The sequence below is a fragment of the Nitrospirota bacterium genome (assembly GCA_016235245.1).
Classification (GTDB): Bacteria; Nitrospirota; Thermodesulfovibrionia; order Thermodesulfovibrionales; family UBA6898; genus UBA6898.
In genome coordinates this window covers 83,879-99,928 of the sequence record JACRLO010000006.1, presented here as the reverse complement: position 1 = coordinate 99,928, position 16,050 = coordinate 83,879, and the positions used below count along the sequence as shown (strand labels likewise).

Genomic DNA, 16,050 nt, shown 5'->3' with positions numbered 1-16,050 from the left:
CAATGAGCGTTAAATATCAAAGTCAAAAAATAGCAGAATACTTTTATACCTTTGCGGTTGTCCTTTTTCTGGTCCAGGTTGTGGTAGGCATCATCGCAGCTGTCCAGTTCATCTGGCCGAGTTTCTTTATCCTGAACTTCAACACAATCAGGACCCTGCATATCAACGCCCTTGTTGTCTGGCATCTTGCCGGCCTGATGGGAGCAACATATTATGTCGTGCCGGAGGAGTCGGAAACAGAGCTCTGGAGCCTTCCCCTTGCAAAGCTCCAGTTCTGGGCAACGGTTGTAGCGATTACGGCTGTTGTGCTCGGCTACATCTGGATGGGTCTTAATCCCCAGGCCAACAGCCCGATTATGGGCATCAATCCGCTTAATGAGGGAAGGGAATATATTGAGGCCCCGCGCTGGGCGGATATGCTGATCGTCATTTCCGTCCTCCTATTCCTGTTCATCAATTTTATGACTATGATGAAGACAAAGAGATGGACCGGCATACAGGGCACGCTCGTTGGCGGACTTCTGGTACTTGCCCTGATGTATCTGCCTGGCATGTTCTATTCAAAGAGTATGGTAAAGGACCAGTTCTGGTGGTGGTGGGTCATCCATCTCTGGGTCGAAGGCGCCTGGGAAGTCATAGCAGGAGCGCTCCTGGCATTCATGCTGATGAAGGTTGTCGGCGCCAAAAGAGAGGTTGTGGAAAAATGGATGTATATCGAAGTGGGGTTTGTCATGTTTACCGGCATCCTTGGCACAGGACACCATTATTACTGGATCGGTACCCCAAGCTATTGGCTCTGGGTCGGCGGTATCTTCAGTTCACTCGAGCCGCTTCCGCTGCTCTTTATGGTATGGGACGCATTCAGAACGACGAGAGAGGCCAGAAATGTGGAGAACAAGGCGGGTCTGTACTATACGGTTGCGCATGCCATCTTTAACTTTGTGGGCGCAGGATTATGGGGAATTATCCATACGCTTCCCCAGATCAACAAGTGGACGCATGGCACCCAGATCACGACAGCGCACGGTCATCTTGCATTCTATGGCGCATATGTCCTGCTTGTAATGGCCATGATCTATATCACGCTGCCTGCCATACGGGGCGTGAAGTCATTTGACGCATCCCGCGCATTTGCTTCGTTTTGGTGGATGACGATCTCTATGGTCTTCATTGTGCTGACCATCACCGGGGCAGGAATGGTCCAGGTGTATATGGAAAGGCTCATGGGGCTCGATTACGTTGCCGTTAAGGCAACCTATAACCTCTGGTTCTGGATCTTGCGTGCGATCTTCGGCGTGGGCTTCCTAATCGGTGTCGGCATTTTTGTTGTCGACTTTTTCAGACTTGGCAAGGGTTCTGCTCATGTCGTAACGGCTGCATCTGAAAGGGCATAACACATTGTTGAGCAGGGGGGGGCCGCCCCCCCCTGAATGTTTCCGTTATACATCAGAAGACGTAATATAGTGTTATTAAAGGATATATTACTTGTTTTCCCGCTGGAATAAATCGTTATTTGTGGCTTTGATGCGGTTGCCGTAAATTATTTGGTCATAAATCTGATTTGGAGTATATCCTCTTTAAAAAAATATCGATACCATATATAATATTTCTTTGTCCCCAGAGGCTGCCCCTGTCCCCTCCAATAAACCGGGGCAGCCTCCCCCTCTTACCTCTTTTTTGCTCTATATGACGTAAATCATGGCAGTGTTGCTGCCTCGGTGATAGAGTTACTTCATGAACCTCACTGCATCAAGAAGAACCACCCAGATAGCCTTTATTCTGCTTGTCTTCCTCATGCCTGTGCTGAATATATTCAGATTTGACACTGCCACAAAAGAACTGATCATATTTGGGCAGATCTGGAGCCTAGGACTGAAAGACGCATTTTATGCTGATCATAGTATACGTTCAGCAGGCCACGTTGCCCTCCGGATATTTCTGAAGGCCATTCTGCCATGGGTCATTATGCTGGCAATATTCCCTCTTCTGGGGTTCCTGACAGGCAGGTTCTTCTGCGGCTGGTTCTGCCCTGAAGGAACGCTTTTTGAACTAGCGGATAATCTCACACTCAAGTTTCTTGGACGAAGGAGCCTTTTTGTTAAAAGACCGAATGATCCGGAGGTGCCAGCAGAGAGAAAACTGCTGTATTTGATCATTGCCCTCCTGAGCATGATTGTCCTTCCCCTGCTCGGCGGCATAGCGCTTACCGGATATCTTGTGGCGCCAAAGACCATCTGGAGCCAGATCATGACCTGGGACTTTACCTTTGGCGTCAAAGCAGGAATCATAGGTATTTCCATCTATATGCTGGTTACGTCAATTCTGGTGCGTCATTCGCTCTGCAAGTATATTTGTGCTGCCGGACTGATGCAGATGCTTTTTGGCTGGGTCAGCCCTGTTTCCCTGCGGGTGAGGATGGATGCGGGACGTGCCGAAGAATGCACCAACTGCAGGGGCTGTGAGAAGGCCTGCTTTATGAACGTTCTGCCAAGGATGAGCAGACGTGATATTTCCTGTGTGAACTGCGGGGCCTGTATTGCTGCATGTCATAAGGAGCTTGGCAGGGGCAGGGGGCTTTTCCATTTCCAGTCCGGCCAGAAGAATTCAGAAGCTGAGCACCGAGAGTCTCAGGGCAACGGTTCATCCAAGCCCTCGGATATAAGCCTTAATCTCCCTCATGTTGACAAGATTATCTGCGGAGATTAATATACACGTTATTGCCGAAGTGGCGGAATTGGCAGACGCGCTAGGTTCAGGGTCTAGTGGTGGAAACGCCATGGGGGTTCGAGTCCCCCCTTCGGCACCATTTTTTCTTTACAAATCAGCCTATTTCTTTCTCAATATCTTCAATAAGATCTGACAAACCCTCATCAGCAATTTCTTCCTCTATTTTGACGTATAAGCGTTTAATCCGATCGTAAGAGGTTTACCCTGTACGGTCAGATCTGTCCTCATATTACCTCTCGTGCTGGCAACGACAAGGGTTTTGCCTGATGCGCTTGGTTTAGGCTCCTCAAGGTCGCAGGTGATAATGAGCTTGGTACCTTCGATCTTTGCTTCAATTGCCATGGGTGTCTCCTTAGCGTACAGGCGCCCCTATTATTATTTTCATATCATACCAGTTACGTGCTGTTTATGACCTGCTTGTCAGAGTTTTCATTACACAGGGAACGTTCCGGGGGGGGAGGCTAGTTCAACCTTTGGAATACAGGTGCTATACTTTATCGTAAGAAGAAAAAAGAACTAATACTTTTTAACGGGGAATGTCAGAAAACCATGCAAAACGATGAAGAAGCATCCGGACAAGTAAAAAGGTCTCTCAATAAGTTCTTCCCTCCCCTGCAATGGTGGCCTACGGTCAGCAGTCGCAGTGTGCGGGCAGATATTGTTGCTGGAATAACCGGTGCGGTTATTGTTCTGCCGCAGGGAGTGGCTTTTGCAATCATTGCAGGACTGCCCCCTGAATACGGTCTTTATTCCGCAATAGTTCCTGCAATGATTGCCGCTTTATTCGGGTCATCCCATCACCTTATTTCCGGCCCCACAACAGCAATATCGATCGTCATCTTCACGGCTCTCAGCCCTCTTGCTCTTCCTTCAAGTGCTGAGTATATCCAGATGGCATTGACCCTGACCTTTCTCGCCGGGTTTTTTCAATTAGCGCTTGGAGTAGCCCGTCTCGGTGCCCTGGTGAATTTTGTTTCACATTCTGTCGTCGTAGGGTTTACCGCGGGGGCTTCAATACTCATTGCAACAAGCCAGCTAAGCAACATTCTGGGCATCACGGCACCCAACAAACACTCCTTTATTCATATCTGGGCAGATATACTGTCGAGCCTTCCTGAGACGAACTTCTATGCCCTTGCAATAGGTCTTAGTACGTTGATTATCGCCGTAGTTTTCAAAATTCTGAAGCCCAAGTGGCCAGGAATGTTCATTGCAATGATAGCAGGAAGCGTTATGGCCCTGCTCATGAATGGCAGCGAGCACGGCATCAGACTCGTGGGCTCGCTGCCGGCTCATCTTCCGCCACTGTCACATCCTGATATTACGACTACTTCTTTGCGCATGCTTGCGCCGCCTGCTTTGGCTGTTGCCATGCTTGGACTTGCTGAGGCGGTCTCCATTGCCCGATCGATAGCAACAAAGTCTGAGCAACGCATCGATAGCAATCAGGAATTCATCGGTCAGGGACTCTCTAATGTCATAGGAAGCTTCTTTTCAAGCTATGCTTCATCCGGGTCGTTCACCCGCACGGGAGTGAATTTTGAATCCGGTGCCAGGACACCGCTGGCTGCGGTCTTTGCCGCCATAATACTGACCGGCATAGTACTGCTCATAGCCCCTCTCACGGCGTATCTCCCGATAGCCTCAATGGCAGGCATCCTGTTTTTGGTTGCGTATAGTCTTGTCGATACACACCATATCGCCTCCATTGTGAGGACAAGCAAGCCGGAGGCCGGCATACTCATTGCGACATTCCTCTCTACCTTATTTGTGGAGCTTGAATTTGCGATCTATGTAGGGGTACTTCTCTCTCTGCTGCTTTATCTTAACCGGACATCCCATCCAACTTTTGTAACGCTTGCCCCTGACCCTGACAGCAAAAAAAAGAGTTTGATGAACGTGGAGAAGAAGCCTCTGCCCGAATGTCCGCAGCTCAAAATAATCAGGATTGACGGGTCCCTATTTTTTGGCGCAGTAAATCATGTAGCAGAACAGCTCGAGCAAATAACGAAGAAATATCCGGAACAGGCCCACATTTTGATTGTGGGCGGCGGGATAAACTTCATCGATGTCGCAGGATGTCAGACGCTGAACCAGGAAGCTCATCGTCTGCGTGTTAACGGAAGACAGTTATATCTCTGCTCTCTCAAGGGAGAGGTAATAGACGTTATGAAACGGGGAGGCTGTAACAGAAGCATTGGAGAAGAAAACGTTTTCCATTCAAAAAGCGAAGCAATTAAAAGCATTGTGCCGAGACTGGACCCTGAAAGGTGCCGTCGCTGTGCGGTAAGGATTTTCAAAGAGTGTGAACAGATGCCTGGCGCGTGAGTTCACGCGCATTGCCGGCTATGCAATAATGCATCTACAACGTATAATCAAAAATAAGAACGATATCTTCTAGAGAGAGGGAAGCATGAAAAAACGGTTGCATAGTATTGCCACGCCCCGGGGCGATGATTCCAGCACTTTACGCGTAACCGGGGCATACCTCGAATGCATTCCGGGCAACACATTGCGGTGGTCCGGGAATATCTGAAAAAATGTTCGATGATACAACGAAGTGCTGTGGCACAAATACCATGAGGTGAATATATGGAAAATATGGAACTTCTGAGAAACATCTCCTTTCTGAAAGACCTTTCTACCGGCGAACTGATCAAGATAACTATCCTTACTGAAAGCGTAGCGTTCAGCGAGGGAGAGGAGATTATGCGGGAAGGAGATCCCTGCGACGCCATTTATATGGTCAAGTCAGGAAGCGTCAGAGTAATGAAAAGCGGTGCCCACCTCGAAACCGTAGAGGCAGGGGAACCGCTTGGAGAGATTGCCTTTATCGACAAGGGGCCTCGCTCTGCTACGATAGTCGCAGCCACGGATACTGCCCTGATCAGGCTTCCATCAGACAAGTTCGAACAGGCTCTGGCCCATGACAGGGAACTTGCTATCAAGATATACCGGTCGATCATCATGACCCTCTGCAGGCGTCTTCGCGATGCAACGCAGGCACTAAAGATTATTCCTGACTATGTTATGGAGTCGTATAAGAACTTCGAAAATATCTGAATTGTCGTAGTGGCTGGCCTGTCCTGGAACGTTGAGATATGACAGTAAATTCGAGCGGTTTCTTATTGCCGAGAGTCTGCCCGTTACTATTTATAGGAGGCAAAAGCCTCGGAGCAGGGCGAGAATGCGGTTGAGTACGCTGTCCCGCCCCGCTGATTCGAGGCCATGAGGTCTGGACGTCAGCCTGATCACGCATCCACGATCTTCAGGGAGTAACAGCACATATGGTTATCGAGGATTTTATCCACAACCTCCCTTGCAACTCCGCTTTCAGATAACCATTTTTCTGCAAAACCTTTTTTGCCTGAACCGGCCTTGCACCCCAACTGCGTGATCTTTATCTTTTTCCCGCCTATGGTTATCTTTTCAGCAAAGGCGCTCCTCATCGGCTGATGAACTGAACAGAAGGGGCTTACGCCGGCTCCTTCGCCGACCCGGAACTGGTCAGTAATATTGCTGGGTTTGTTGAACTCTGCAGTAAAATCCGCAAACCCCTCAGGCAGCTTCTCAAAGACCTGGGTGTAATTCTTTATGGATGGACCAAATGGACAGTGCTGAAGGCCAAAGACAAAGTCGCCTGCATGCGTTGCCTTTCCCTCGATCATCGTAATCGGGTTTGTGGCGTTCTCAACTGCTGCAAGATAGTCCTCAAAGGTCGGGTAGTCAATCTCCGAGATCTTTTCCGCTGTCTTGATCGCATTTCTGATGAGCGTGCCCTTTGCGCTTGCAGCGCCGCTCAGCGTTATCATGATCTTGATCATGTCGAGGAAACTGACATGCGCTATATCGAGTATCTTTCCTTCTTCAGCCATAGTTCACTCCTTGCCTAAATTGCAGCTGCGACAGCAAGTTCGCCGCAGTGCTTCTTTAATTTCAGTCTGATCATGCCAAGGTTGGCATCTTTTTCCGCGATGACAACAAGAAAGGCATCATCGCCTACCGGGGAGAGCATAACCGGACCTTTTTCGAACTCGATCATGCTGATTGTCATATTCCCTTTGCCCAACTGCCTTCCCATTGCCTCTGAGGCTCCAAATCCGCTTGAGGCGATTGCACCGATCATTTCTGTGTCTATCCCTGTGCGGGCGATGCTGTCTAACAAAAAGCCGTCCCGCGCGACAAGGCAGACTGCGTCAACGCTCTGAATCTTTGCGAGTTCGCTGAGTATCTCCTTTGTTGTTGCCATCTTATCCTCCCTTGTAATTGTTTTCGGTGTCTCTATTTTCTGAGCAGTCTCTTCTTCGTTTATCTCTTTAAGGAACGTGCCAAAATCAACTGAATCAGGCCCGACCTCCTTTGCTTCAGCATGGATCGAGGGTTGTACCCCTGCAGCTTTCATTTTTTCATCCCTGATCCGGTAGCCCTCCATCAAAATATAGGTCAAAGGCTGTTGTATGTTCCGGATTTTTTTTCTGCAGATGCTCTCAATCTCTATCTCGGGATCATCCCAGCATACGATATCGAGCGCAGCCTTCTCCTGCTCGTCAAGACTGTTGTCAGCATCGACAAGTATGCCCTCCTGGAAATAGAGAAAGCCTTTTCGTCCGTGAGAACCTATCTTGAGTGTGCAGGTCTTTTTTTCCATTTCAACGAGCTGCAGAAAAGCAGGCAGCGTAATGCCCTGGATATATCCTTTAGAGACAGCGTTCAGTTCTGCGAAGATATGATCAACGAACTCCTGAAAATCGATCGGCTTTTCAAGGATCGTAAAAGCGCCGAGGTTTTTTAGCCGCGACTTGATCTCTGGTGTGCAGTATGCACTCATCATGATCACCGGAATGTTCGGATGCTTCTTGCTCATGTGCGAAAGAAGCCCAAACCCATCCATTTCCGGCATCTTCAGGTCAGAGACCACAAGATCAATCTTGGTCGACCCAAGTACATCCACCGCAATTTTGCCATTCTGGGCAGTCAGGGTATTAAAGTCGGCTGCATAGGCATCGAGTCCCTGGAGCAGGCTCAGGAGAAATGATTTTTCGTCGTCAACGATCAGTACGTTTTTCATTTTACCGTTTTTTTCTGCCATGTCCTGCATATTGCAATCGTCATGCCAGGATAACGTTGATAGGCTTGGAAACTGCGCTGAGGACCATAAAAGCTGATGGGGAAAGGAGTTAGGAACTATGCTTCCTTAGTCTATTTTCTGACAGCAAGAAATCCGATGCAGACTGACTAATCCATTTTGACCTGTTCAGTCTGACCCAAACCCGGTCAGCCTTTTAAATATTATAACAGCACCCGGTAAGCGTTATAATATTCAGGGAAACACCCTTCAAAGAAGAACTATGAGAGTGTAAGGAGACACAACAATGAAAATAATGGCATTCAATGGCAGCCCAAGAAAAAAACGCAACACAGCAACACTGTTGGAGTATGCTGTTAAAGGATCAGCCTCACGGGGAGCCGATACTGAGCTTATCCATCTGTATGACCTGAATTATAAGGGCTGCATCAGCTGTTTTGCCTGTAAGACCATAGGCGGCCAAAGTTATGGCAGGTGTGCCGTGCAGGATGACCTTACCCCTATATTCAGCAGGATTGAAGTTGCCGATGCCATCGTCTTGGGTTCACCAATCTACTATGGAACTGTAGCGGGGGAGATGAAATCATTCATGGAACGGTTGCTGTTCCCCTATACGGAATATACGGTTAATTATTCTTCTGTTTTTCCCCGTAAGATTAAGGCAGGGTTTATCTATACGATGAATGTCCCCGAGGACATGATGCAACAAATAGGCTATGAACAGCAGTTTAAACTTCATCAGGCAACTCTCAGCAGGATACTGGGGGATTCTGAGTATATCGTCAGCACCGATACCTGTCAGTTTGATGATTATTCAAAGTATGTTTCAAGTCGCTTTGATCCAGATAAGAAAAAACAGAGGCACAAGGAAGTATTCCCGACGGATTGTCAGAAAGCCTTTGAGATGGGAGTAAGGTTGGTTGAAGGAGGTTAGGTCTTACTTGTTGATTGCGGGGAGGGAAATAATCCGTTCTTGTGATTTCTTAGGGGTTGGCAACAGAAAGGCACAGTCCCTCGGTCTAATTTCCTAAATAGGCTTTATTGGACACCTCTGGAGGCAAATTACAACAGGTGTCATGGTTACAGATTGGGGGAGATTTATATCTTTAACGGTCTGGGTGCTTTCTCACCTGTCAGAAGCATCCAAACCATGTCTATAGGAAAGTGATACTTTAGAGGGCTTGAGGGAGTTCTGTTTGTCCTTCTGTTAGCTTCAAGGATTCTAACCCTATCCAATCCGCCCTCACTTTCAATATAGTATTCATATCCGTAGGCAAAATCATTCATAACCCCAAGCACCTGCCTATTGGCGGTCTTTGCAAATGCCAACTCATGATACTCCTGCAAAACCCTGTTGATTAGTTCAAGCGTGAAGCCCTCTGCCTGAAAGTTCATATTTAGATGAAACAGGAACTCATCAAAAATATTCTGTAGGTTCTCTTTCTTAACCCCTGCAATCATAAAACTGTAAAAGGTTTTCTCATTGGTAAACAGGATACACTTCCTGCGATCTATGCGGAGGAGGTTGGCATACCAATTACCGAGTCCTTGGGTGTTAGTGGTATCAGGACTATGAAGGGGAGGGTTATGGAGTTCCTTTGTGCTTAGCTGTACAGTGGATTAATCGCATTTTTTAATTTAGCACTCAGAAAGGAATTTCTTAAAGATAATATTGGATGTTTCATGTAGAAGCAGTCTGTTGACCATCTGTTGACCGCTTTTTTGGGGGTATTAGAGAGCTAACTCATTGATTTTAAAAGAGGGAGATGGTGCCGAAGGCGGGACTCGAACCCGCATGGATTTCTCCACACGCCCCTCAAACGTGCGTGTCTACCAGTTCCACCACTTCGGCAGTAAGGAAGAATATACAACAAAAGGTGCTCAGTTTTCAAGGGAAGGATGTTTGAACCAGAGTACAACGATCGTCAGACGGTTGATTTCTATCCGGCAGTGAAGCTGCTTACCTTTTTCAGAGAGCGGATGAAGTTCTCAACAAGAAGAGGATTAAAGTCCTTCCCCAGGGAGTCGTTCATTAAGCCGATAATGACCGGGACATCGAGAGCTTTCCTATACGGACGGTCTGTCCTGAGGGCATCGAAGAAGTCTGATATGGCGATAATCTGGCTAATGATATGCTGCGTCCTGCCCTTTCTTTTTGTTGCCGGATATCCCAGGCCATTGAACTTCATGTGGTGCTCATAGGCAGCGACAAGTGCGTATTCCGGAATGTCAGGAAGTGTTGCAAGATACAGGGCTCCATAGGCAGGATGTTTCTTCATCTCCGTCCACTCATCATCATTAAGTTTGGATTCCTTTTCGAGCACCTCCTTTGCAACAAACATCTTGCCGATATCATGGAGAAGTCCTGCCATCCCGATATCGTGCAGGAGCTCGTGCTTCACGCCAAGCGTCTCTGCCTGAAAGATAGACAGCACCGCTACATTCGTATTGTGCGCATAAGTATATTCACTGTGCGATTTGATAGGACTTACAACCTTCAGGACATTCGCCTCCTGTTTGAGCGTCGTAATAAAGCTCACCACCACATCTTCAAGCCCTACCATATCGAGCTTCTTAAACCGGGAAACCCCATGATATACGTCTCTCACTTTTTCGATATTTTCGTTCATCACCGTGCCGATATTCCCGCTTCCTCCCCCACCGAGCTTCACCTCGATAATGCCCGATGTTATGTGAGGATAGGCTCCGGTAATCCTGTCGGAAAGGGCAATCTCTGCCATAAAATTCTTCAGTTCTGCTGCTGTTACTCCCCGCGTGATAACGATCTTATCTATTCCTTTTCTTTTAAGTTTTTTCATAAAGCCGTTTACATGCATATTCCTAGCCGAAAGGGGCTGCTCGTTGATGACCATACTGTCACCGAAGAGGGCAAGGCTGAGCTTTTCTTCATCGAAAAGACTATCAAGAATAGCTACTGCCTCTTCAGCAAGATGTATAACGGCAGGATGGTCCTTGCTGTACAATGAGCAGTTTGACATTGCGGTCATGATATCGGATATGAACGAAATGATCATTTCAGCCATCGGTCATTTCCCCAGTTTTTTCGCTGGCATGGAGTGTGGCAAGAAGTTTATAGCTCAACGCATGTATCTCCTCATTTCGCGACTCAAGCCCCAGGTCTATCAGTTTCCTGACAGACTCCCGGGGATACTTTTCAAGAGATTTGAATATTTCGACCTTCAGACTTTCGAGGTTCTCCCGATAAAAGAGCGCTCTCGTATGGCATATCTTTTCGAGCGTTTCAACTGCGCGTATATCGCCAATTTCGCCGAGTGCCCTCACAATATCTGTTTTGTAATAGGCTTCGGTGCCAAGAAGATCGCTTTTCTCGAGGTATTTGATCAGGTAAGGGACAGCTTCCCTAATTCTGTAACTGCCGGCAAGCCGTATAGCGGAGGTCCGGATACCCTGCGCTTCGCTCTGGAGACAGGCCCGCAATTGGGGCACAGCATCAAGCGTCTTGAAATGCAGGAGTGTTTTTAGCGCTTCCATGCGGACATTGATGTTTTCATGGCGCAGGAACTTCCGGATTTTTTCGAGCTGCGGCTTTCCGTTGCAGTCACGGATAATACAGATCATATTCCTTACCACAAACCAGCGGTTATCATTAAGCCTCCCGAGCGCAAACGGAACCACATCGCTCCCGATCGCCTCAAGCAGGGATAAAAAGAACTTTCTTGTGCTGGCGTCATTCTCCTTCTCGAGTGCATCAAGAAGAGGGTCAATGATCGCCCGATGCAGTGCTCTGGCAAGTCTTAAGGCCCCCTCGCGCTCCTTCCTGCCCCAGATCCTGAAGGCTTCAAGAAGTTTTGTTATAAACTCTTCAGAATGAAAAAAATAATCTATAATGCCTGCTGTCTCCTCATTGAATCTGCCGTTGAAGACATGGGTCATAAGGGTGTCATACGTATCCAGGATTTCTTCAAAGCGGCCGGTTTCAGAAAAAACATTCATGAACTCGAAAAGTTTGGAAATAAGCGTAAGCTGGTCTTCCGGTTTCAGATAGTCCTCATGCAGGAGTTCAAGCATGATCTCGAGGGCTTCTTTGTCAATAGCCTGCTCTTCGCATTCCTTCCTGAAGCCGGCAAACCTGGTATTATCCTCAGCCTTGACCTCCAGCATGCGTTCAAGCTCTCTTTGGTATTCCTTCCCGACATAGGAATGGAAATTGTCCTCGCCGAAGAGCTTCATAACTTCATCGCCGAGCTCAATATCATGGAGGACTGCAGCATTGGTAGAGAAAAAATCAAAGTGTCCCCTATTGTCTTTCTTGATAGAGGAAAGCTTATCGATCAGATTTTTCAGCGTTGTCGGGATGATCGAAGAGTTCTCGGTCAGGAGCTCTGCGATTTTTTCAAAACCTTCAGGGGTCATCCCGTTGATGATGGCCTCGACATCTCCAATATCTTCGGTAAGCCTGGATCCGGCCCTTGAGAGAAACTGCCGCTTGATCTCGGGCCTGAGCCTGTCGATAAAGGAGAAAAACTTGTTGAACGCCTCCCTGCTGATTTTCGTATCACTTTTTTTCTTAATATAGGCTGTGATAACCCTGTCATAAGACTCCTCGCCAGCCTCTTCCGGCAAGGCCGCATTGACCATGTCAGCCACGGTTTCCGGGGGTATGGAAAGAATGCCCTGAATGCCGTCTCCCTCCCCAAGTTTCCCCTCAAGAAGGCCATATACGTAATCTTCCCAGACATCTCCGCATGCTGAGCCTGACCTCTGGGCCCCCTCAACAAAACAGAAATTCTCAAGATCAATGGGGCTGAGTCGGATATGAGAAATCTCCTTTTCGGCAAGCTCGGCAAGTTCCCTTCCAATGGCTGTATCCTGTGCGGAAATAAGCTCGTGGAGTCTCGTCAGATCTCTTTGGCCCAGGCCCAGGGAAAACGTAATTGCCGCAATGCCCTTTGCATGCAGGGTCTGCGCAAACTCTCTGAAGACGGGATTTCTGCGGTCAAGGGTGTATTCATCGACAATAAGAGCATTTTTGGCAATGCCAAGGGTGATCTCGGCCCTTATCTCAAAAAGCTTCCGCAGATGCTCGAAAGCCCTTTCAATGGAGGCCCTGACGATGGGGTGCTCAGGCGGGTACAAGCCGACACTCCGCCTTGAGATGTTCAGCTCAATAACGGCGTCTGAAAGCAGTTTTGCATCCAGGGGAAGTTTTTCCTGTTTATCTTCCGGCATCGTATTGCTGATAGTATTACGCCATCACCTTATGAACTGATTATAGCATGCAGTTTCGGCCGCAGCATAACTTAATGAGCGGGGTCCTTGTCGCTGTCTATGCGATACGAAACCATATTCAAAAGAGGCTATTTGATGACTGGATAAAGTATAATATTTAGAATTCAGTAGGCAGTTGTCAGAATAATTCCTTGGCAGTTATCCGCATAATCTTCAAATTCTGTCTTCTGAATTCCGGATACTGAATTCTCAGATGGGGGTATTGTCATGAAAGTACTGGTAATCGGCAGCGGGGGAAGGGAGCATGCAATCTGCTGGAAGCTTTCCCAGAGCAGATCAGTTGACAAGATCTACTGCTGCCCCGGTAATGCAGGCATTGCACAGATTGCGGAATGTATTTCTGTCAATCATAACGATTTTCAGGCGCTTCTTGATTTCGTCAAGTATGAATGGATAGATCTCACAATCGTTGGGCCGGAAGACCCGCTCTCCAGAGGTATTGTAGATCTTTTTGAGAAAGAAGGCAGAAGGATCCTCGGTCCGACAAAGGCGGCTGCACAGCTCGAATCGAGCAAGGTTTTCTGTAAAGACCTTCTGAGGTCCCACGGCATACCGACTGCCGAGTACAAAGCTTTTACATCGTATATTCATGCTGAAGAGCATGTACGCTTCAAAGGAGCCCCCATCGTAATAAAAGCTGACGGCCTTGCCGCAGGCAAAGGTGTTTTTATTGCCTCTACGGTAGAGGAAGCCCTTGATGCCCTTAAGCTGATCATGAAGGACAAGGCTTTTGGAGAAGCAGGCGAGAGAGTAATCATAGAGGAATGCCTGCAGGGCGAAGAAGCTTCTTATATGGCATTTACCGATGGCAAAACCATTGTGCCGATGGTAAGCTCCCAGGACCACAAGAGGATCTTTGACGATGACAAGGGACTGAACACCGGCGGAATGGGGGCTTACAGCCCTGCACCGGTCATAACACCTGAAATCGAGAAGATTGTCATGACAAAGATCCTTGAACCAACAGTCAAGGCGCTCCGTTCTGAGGGCATCACTTATAAGGGCATCCTGTATGCCGGACTTATGATCCATAATGGCGCTCCTTCCGTGCTTGAATACAACTGCAGGCTTGGCGACCCGGAAACACAACCTGTGCTTTCACGGCTGAAGACCGATTTTATGGAGATCGCCATGGCGATAGCTGAAGAACGTCTCGCCGGGGTCACGATCGAGTGGATGCCTGATCCCGCTGTCTGTGTTGTGGTCTCCTCAGGGGGCTATCCCGGCAATTATCGGAAAGGTGACGTTATCACCGGTATTGATGAGGCAAACATACTCGAAGGTGTCCAGGTCTTCCACGCCGGAACTGCCTTTAAGGACAACACGGTAGTCACCTCAGGCGGAAGAGTCCTTGGCGTAACGGCAACCGGTCAGGACATCGCGGCTGCAAAAGCACGAGCCTATGAAGCGGTCGGGAAGATTCATTTCGAGGGCATGCATTATCGCAAAGATATTGCTGACAGGGCATTGAAAAACAGGGGTTAGCTGTTAGGGACTAGGGACTGGCAAGAATAGACAATTGATAGCATTCATTAATCTTCTGCCAATCCCGAATCCCCAAACCCCAATCACTGATTGTATGGAGGATATATCATGAAGCCAAAAGTCCTGATCATCATGGGGAGCGACTCTGATCTGCCTATTATGGAAGAGACTGCGAAAGTCCTTGCTGATTTCAATATACCCTGCTCCATGACAGTTGCCTCTGCCCACAGAACCCCCCAGAGGACACTTAAGGTCATCAGGAATGCAGAGAAAAGCGGCGTTGAGGTGATCATAGGCGCAGCAGGTATGGCAGCCCACCTGCCCGGAGTAATCGCATCCCATACGGTTCTGCCGGTGATCGGCGTACCGCTCGATTCCTCTTCGCTCAACGGCATGGATGCACTGCTCAGCATTGTGCAGATGCCGCCAGGCATACCGGTGGCAACCGTCTCCATCGGCAAGGCAGGCGCAAAAAACGCTGCGATTCTTGCGGCACAGATCATGGCCGGGAAAGATCCCCAGCTTACCTCAAAACTGCTTGCACATAGAAAGAAGATGGCAAAAGAAGTTGAGGCAAAAGCGCGAAAGGTAGAAAAAAAGAAATAATGAAGACCTTCATGGACTGCCTGCCTTGCTTTCTGCGGCAGACGGTCATTGCCTTGACACAGTATGGATGCGATGAGAGCACCCAGCAGGCCGTCTTTAGGGATGTGCTTGCGATCATGCAGGATACGGATATGAGCAAACCTCCCGCCTATACCACGACGCTGATCCACAGGGCAATACGAAGCGGCATTTCAGGAGATCCATTTGAGAAGATCAAACGGCAGTATAACGATATCGCGCTTGCCCTGTATCCAAAACTCAGGGAACAGATAAAGAACAGTCCTGATCCTGTAAAGACTGCATCACGGCTTGCCATTGCAGGGAATATTATAGACTTTGGCATTTTCACGAGTATTGATATCGAGAAATCAGTTGCTCAGTCCTTGAAGTCAGAGATCGCAGTAGATGACTATGATTCATTCAGCGAGGATCTTTCTTCCGCCCGGAAGATCCTTTATCTGCTGGATAATGCAGGAGAGATCGTTTTTGACAGGCTCCTGATAGAGGAACTCAGAAGCATGGGCAAACAGATCAAAGCGGTGGTAAAGGGTTCTGCAGTCCTGAATGACGTTACAAAAGAGGATGCTGTCCAGGTCGGTCTTGATACGGTATGCGAGGTCATTGATAACGGCTCAGACGCAATCGGTACCATACTTCCCTGGACATCATCCGGATTTCAAAAAGAATTTGAGAACGCGGAGCTAATTATCAGCAAAGGACAGGGAAATTTCGAAACGCTCTTTGGAACTGCAAAAAGGACCTACTTCCTCTTTCAGTCAAAATGCGACGTGGTTTCCAGGGAATTGGGACTTCCTGTCTGCTCTATGCTTTTCAGGAAATCCTGAAGCGCTGAATCAGACTGTCTTAACTGACAC

General features: G+C 48.1%; 14 protein-coding genes and 2 tRNA genes. 9 read left to right on the top strand and 7 right to left on the bottom strand.

Features of this window, described 5'->3' with window-relative positions; genetic code table 11:
- Positions 1-2 precede the first annotated feature (2 nt).
- From HZB31_02970 to HZB31_02960, 3 genes are all read left to right on the top strand, one after another.
- Complete coding sequence (locus tag HZB31_02970) at positions 3-1,394, top strand: cbb3-type cytochrome c oxidase subunit I (protein ID MBI5846899.1); 1,392 nt, start codon at positions 3-5, stop codon at positions 1,392-1,394.
- 340 nt (positions 1,395-1,734) lie between these two features.
- Positions 1,735-2,706: a 4Fe-4S binding protein gene (locus HZB31_02965; protein MBI5846898.1), complete on the top strand. Its 972-nt coding sequence runs from the start codon at positions 1,735-1,737 to the stop codon at positions 2,704-2,706.
- A 13-nt stretch (positions 2,707-2,719) separates the two neighbouring features.
- Positions 2,720-2,806: transfer RNA gene (locus HZB31_02960), tRNA-Leu, on the top strand.
- Between the two features lie 80 nt (positions 2,807-2,886).
- Here HZB31_02960 and HZB31_02955 read toward each other — a convergent pair.
- On the bottom strand, positions 2,887-3,069 hold the full coding sequence (locus HZB31_02955; GenBank protein ID MBI5846897.1) for a hypothetical protein: 183 nt from the start codon (positions 3,067-3,069) through the stop codon (positions 2,887-2,889).
- 207 nt (positions 3,070-3,276) lie between these two features.
- Between HZB31_02955 and HZB31_02950 the strand changes: the two genes are divergently transcribed.
- Together HZB31_02950 and HZB31_02945 are read left to right on the top strand one after the other, a co-directional pair.
- Positions 3,277-5,055 (top strand): SulP family inorganic anion transporter, encoded by a 1,779-nt coding sequence (locus tag HZB31_02950; GenBank protein ID MBI5846896.1) that lies wholly within the window; start codon positions 3,277-3,279, stop codon positions 5,053-5,055.
- Positions 5,056-5,319: 264 nt separating this feature from the next.
- Complete coding sequence (locus HZB31_02945; GenBank protein ID MBI5846895.1) at positions 5,320-5,790, top strand: cyclic nucleotide-binding domain-containing protein; 471 nt, start codon at positions 5,320-5,322, stop codon at positions 5,788-5,790.
- Between the two features lie 188 nt (positions 5,791-5,978).
- Here the strand turns inward: HZB31_02945 and HZB31_02940 are convergent, their stop codons facing one another.
- Together HZB31_02940 and HZB31_02935 are read right to left on the bottom strand one after the other, a co-directional pair.
- Positions 5,979-6,602, bottom strand: a complete 624-nt coding sequence (locus HZB31_02940) for a hypothetical protein (protein MBI5846894.1) — start codon at positions 6,600-6,602, stop codon at positions 5,979-5,981.
- Positions 6,603-6,616: 14 nt separating this feature from the next.
- Positions 6,617-7,816: a response regulator gene (locus HZB31_02935; protein ID MBI5846893.1), complete on the bottom strand. Its 1,200-nt coding sequence runs from the start codon at positions 7,814-7,816 to the stop codon at positions 6,617-6,619.
- 283 nt (positions 7,817-8,099) lie between these two features.
- Here HZB31_02935 and HZB31_02930 point away from each other — a divergent pair, with 283 nt between their 5' ends.
- Positions 8,100-8,747, top strand: coding sequence for a flavodoxin family protein (locus HZB31_02930; GenBank protein ID MBI5846892.1), 648 nt, complete (start codon positions 8,100-8,102; stop codon positions 8,745-8,747).
- Between the two features lie 164 nt (positions 8,748-8,911).
- Here HZB31_02930 and HZB31_02925 read toward each other — a convergent pair whose 3' ends face one another.
- From HZB31_02925 to HZB31_02910, 4 genes are all read right to left on the bottom strand, one after another.
- Entirely contained in the window at positions 8,912-9,274 is a 363-nt protein-coding gene (locus tag HZB31_02925) for a hypothetical protein (GenBank protein MBI5846891.1), read from the bottom strand.
- Between the two features lie 306 nt (positions 9,275-9,580).
- Positions 9,581-9,665: transfer RNA gene (locus HZB31_02920), tRNA-Leu, on the bottom strand.
- Between the two features lie 88 nt (positions 9,666-9,753).
- A complete protein-coding gene (locus HZB31_02915) occupies positions 9,754-10,857 on the bottom strand; it encodes an HD domain-containing protein (protein MBI5846890.1) in 1,104 nt (367 codons plus the stop codon).
- A complete protein-coding gene (locus HZB31_02910; protein MBI5846889.1) occupies positions 10,850-13,024 on the bottom strand; it encodes a HEAT repeat domain-containing protein in 2,175 nt (724 codons plus the stop codon). Before HZB31_02910 ends, HZB31_02915 begins: the two co-directional genes overlap by 8 nt.
- 267 nt (positions 13,025-13,291) lie before the next feature.
- Here HZB31_02910 and purD point away from each other — a divergent pair, with 267 nt between their 5' ends.
- The 3 genes from purD to HZB31_02895 all read left to right on the top strand — a co-directional run bounded on the left by purD (position 13,292) and on the right by HZB31_02895 (position 16,020).
- Positions 13,292-14,569: a phosphoribosylamine--glycine ligase gene (gene purD / locus HZB31_02905; protein ID MBI5846888.1), complete on the top strand. Its 1,278-nt coding sequence runs from the start codon at positions 13,292-13,294 to the stop codon at positions 14,567-14,569.
- A 105-nt stretch (positions 14,570-14,674) separates the two neighbouring features.
- Positions 14,675-15,175 (top strand): 5-(carboxyamino)imidazole ribonucleotide mutase, encoded by a 501-nt coding sequence (gene purE / locus HZB31_02900; protein MBI5846887.1) that lies wholly within the window; start codon positions 14,675-14,677, stop codon positions 15,173-15,175.
- A gap of 11 nt (positions 15,176-15,186) precedes the next feature.
- Positions 15,187-16,020: a DUF89 family protein gene (locus HZB31_02895; GenBank protein ID MBI5846886.1), complete on the top strand. Its 834-nt coding sequence runs from the start codon at positions 15,187-15,189 to the stop codon at positions 16,018-16,020.
- The last annotated feature ends 30 nt before the right edge of the window (positions 16,021-16,050 follow it).

Excerpts from the sequence above, each read along its gene's own strand:
- HZB31_02970 (MBI5846899.1), top strand. The coding sequence starts at position 3 with ATGAGCGTTAAATATCAAAGTCAAAAAATAGCAGAATACTTTTATACC.
- HZB31_02965 (MBI5846898.1), top strand. The coding sequence starts at position 1,735 with ATGAACCTCACTGCATCAAGAAGAACCACCCAGATAGCCTTTATTCTG.
- HZB31_02955 (MBI5846897.1), bottom strand. The coding sequence starts at position 3,069 with ATGGCAATTGAAGCAAAGATCGAAGGTACCAAGCTCATTATCACCTGC.
- HZB31_02950 (MBI5846896.1), top strand. The coding sequence starts at position 3,277 with ATGCAAAACGATGAAGAAGCATCCGGACAAGTAAAAAGGTCTCTCAAT.
- HZB31_02945 (MBI5846895.1), top strand. The coding sequence starts at position 5,320 with ATGGAAAATATGGAACTTCTGAGAAACATCTCCTTTCTGAAAGACCTT.
- HZB31_02940 (MBI5846894.1), bottom strand. The coding sequence starts at position 6,602 with ATGGCTGAAGAAGGAAAGATACTCGATATAGCGCATGTCAGTTTCCTC.
- HZB31_02935 (MBI5846893.1), bottom strand. The coding sequence starts at position 7,816 with ATGGCAGAAAAAAACGGTAAAATGAAAAACGTACTGATCGTTGACGAC.
- HZB31_02930 (MBI5846892.1), top strand. The coding sequence starts at position 8,100 with ATGAAAATAATGGCATTCAATGGCAGCCCAAGAAAAAAACGCAACACA.
- HZB31_02925 (MBI5846891.1), bottom strand. The coding sequence starts at position 9,274 with ATGATTGCAGGGGTTAAGAAAGAGAACCTACAGAATATTTTTGATGAG.
- HZB31_02915 (MBI5846890.1), bottom strand. The coding sequence starts at position 10,857 with ATGGCTGAAATGATCATTTCGTTCATATCCGATATCATGACCGCAATG.
- HZB31_02910 (MBI5846889.1), bottom strand. The coding sequence starts at position 13,024 with ATGCCGGAAGATAAACAGGAAAAACTTCCCCTGGATGCAAAACTGCTT.
- purD (MBI5846888.1), top strand. The coding sequence starts at position 13,292 with ATGAAAGTACTGGTAATCGGCAGCGGGGGAAGGGAGCATGCAATCTGC.
- HZB31_02895 (MBI5846886.1), top strand. The coding sequence starts at position 15,187 with ATGGACTGCCTGCCTTGCTTTCTGCGGCAGACGGTCATTGCCTTGACA.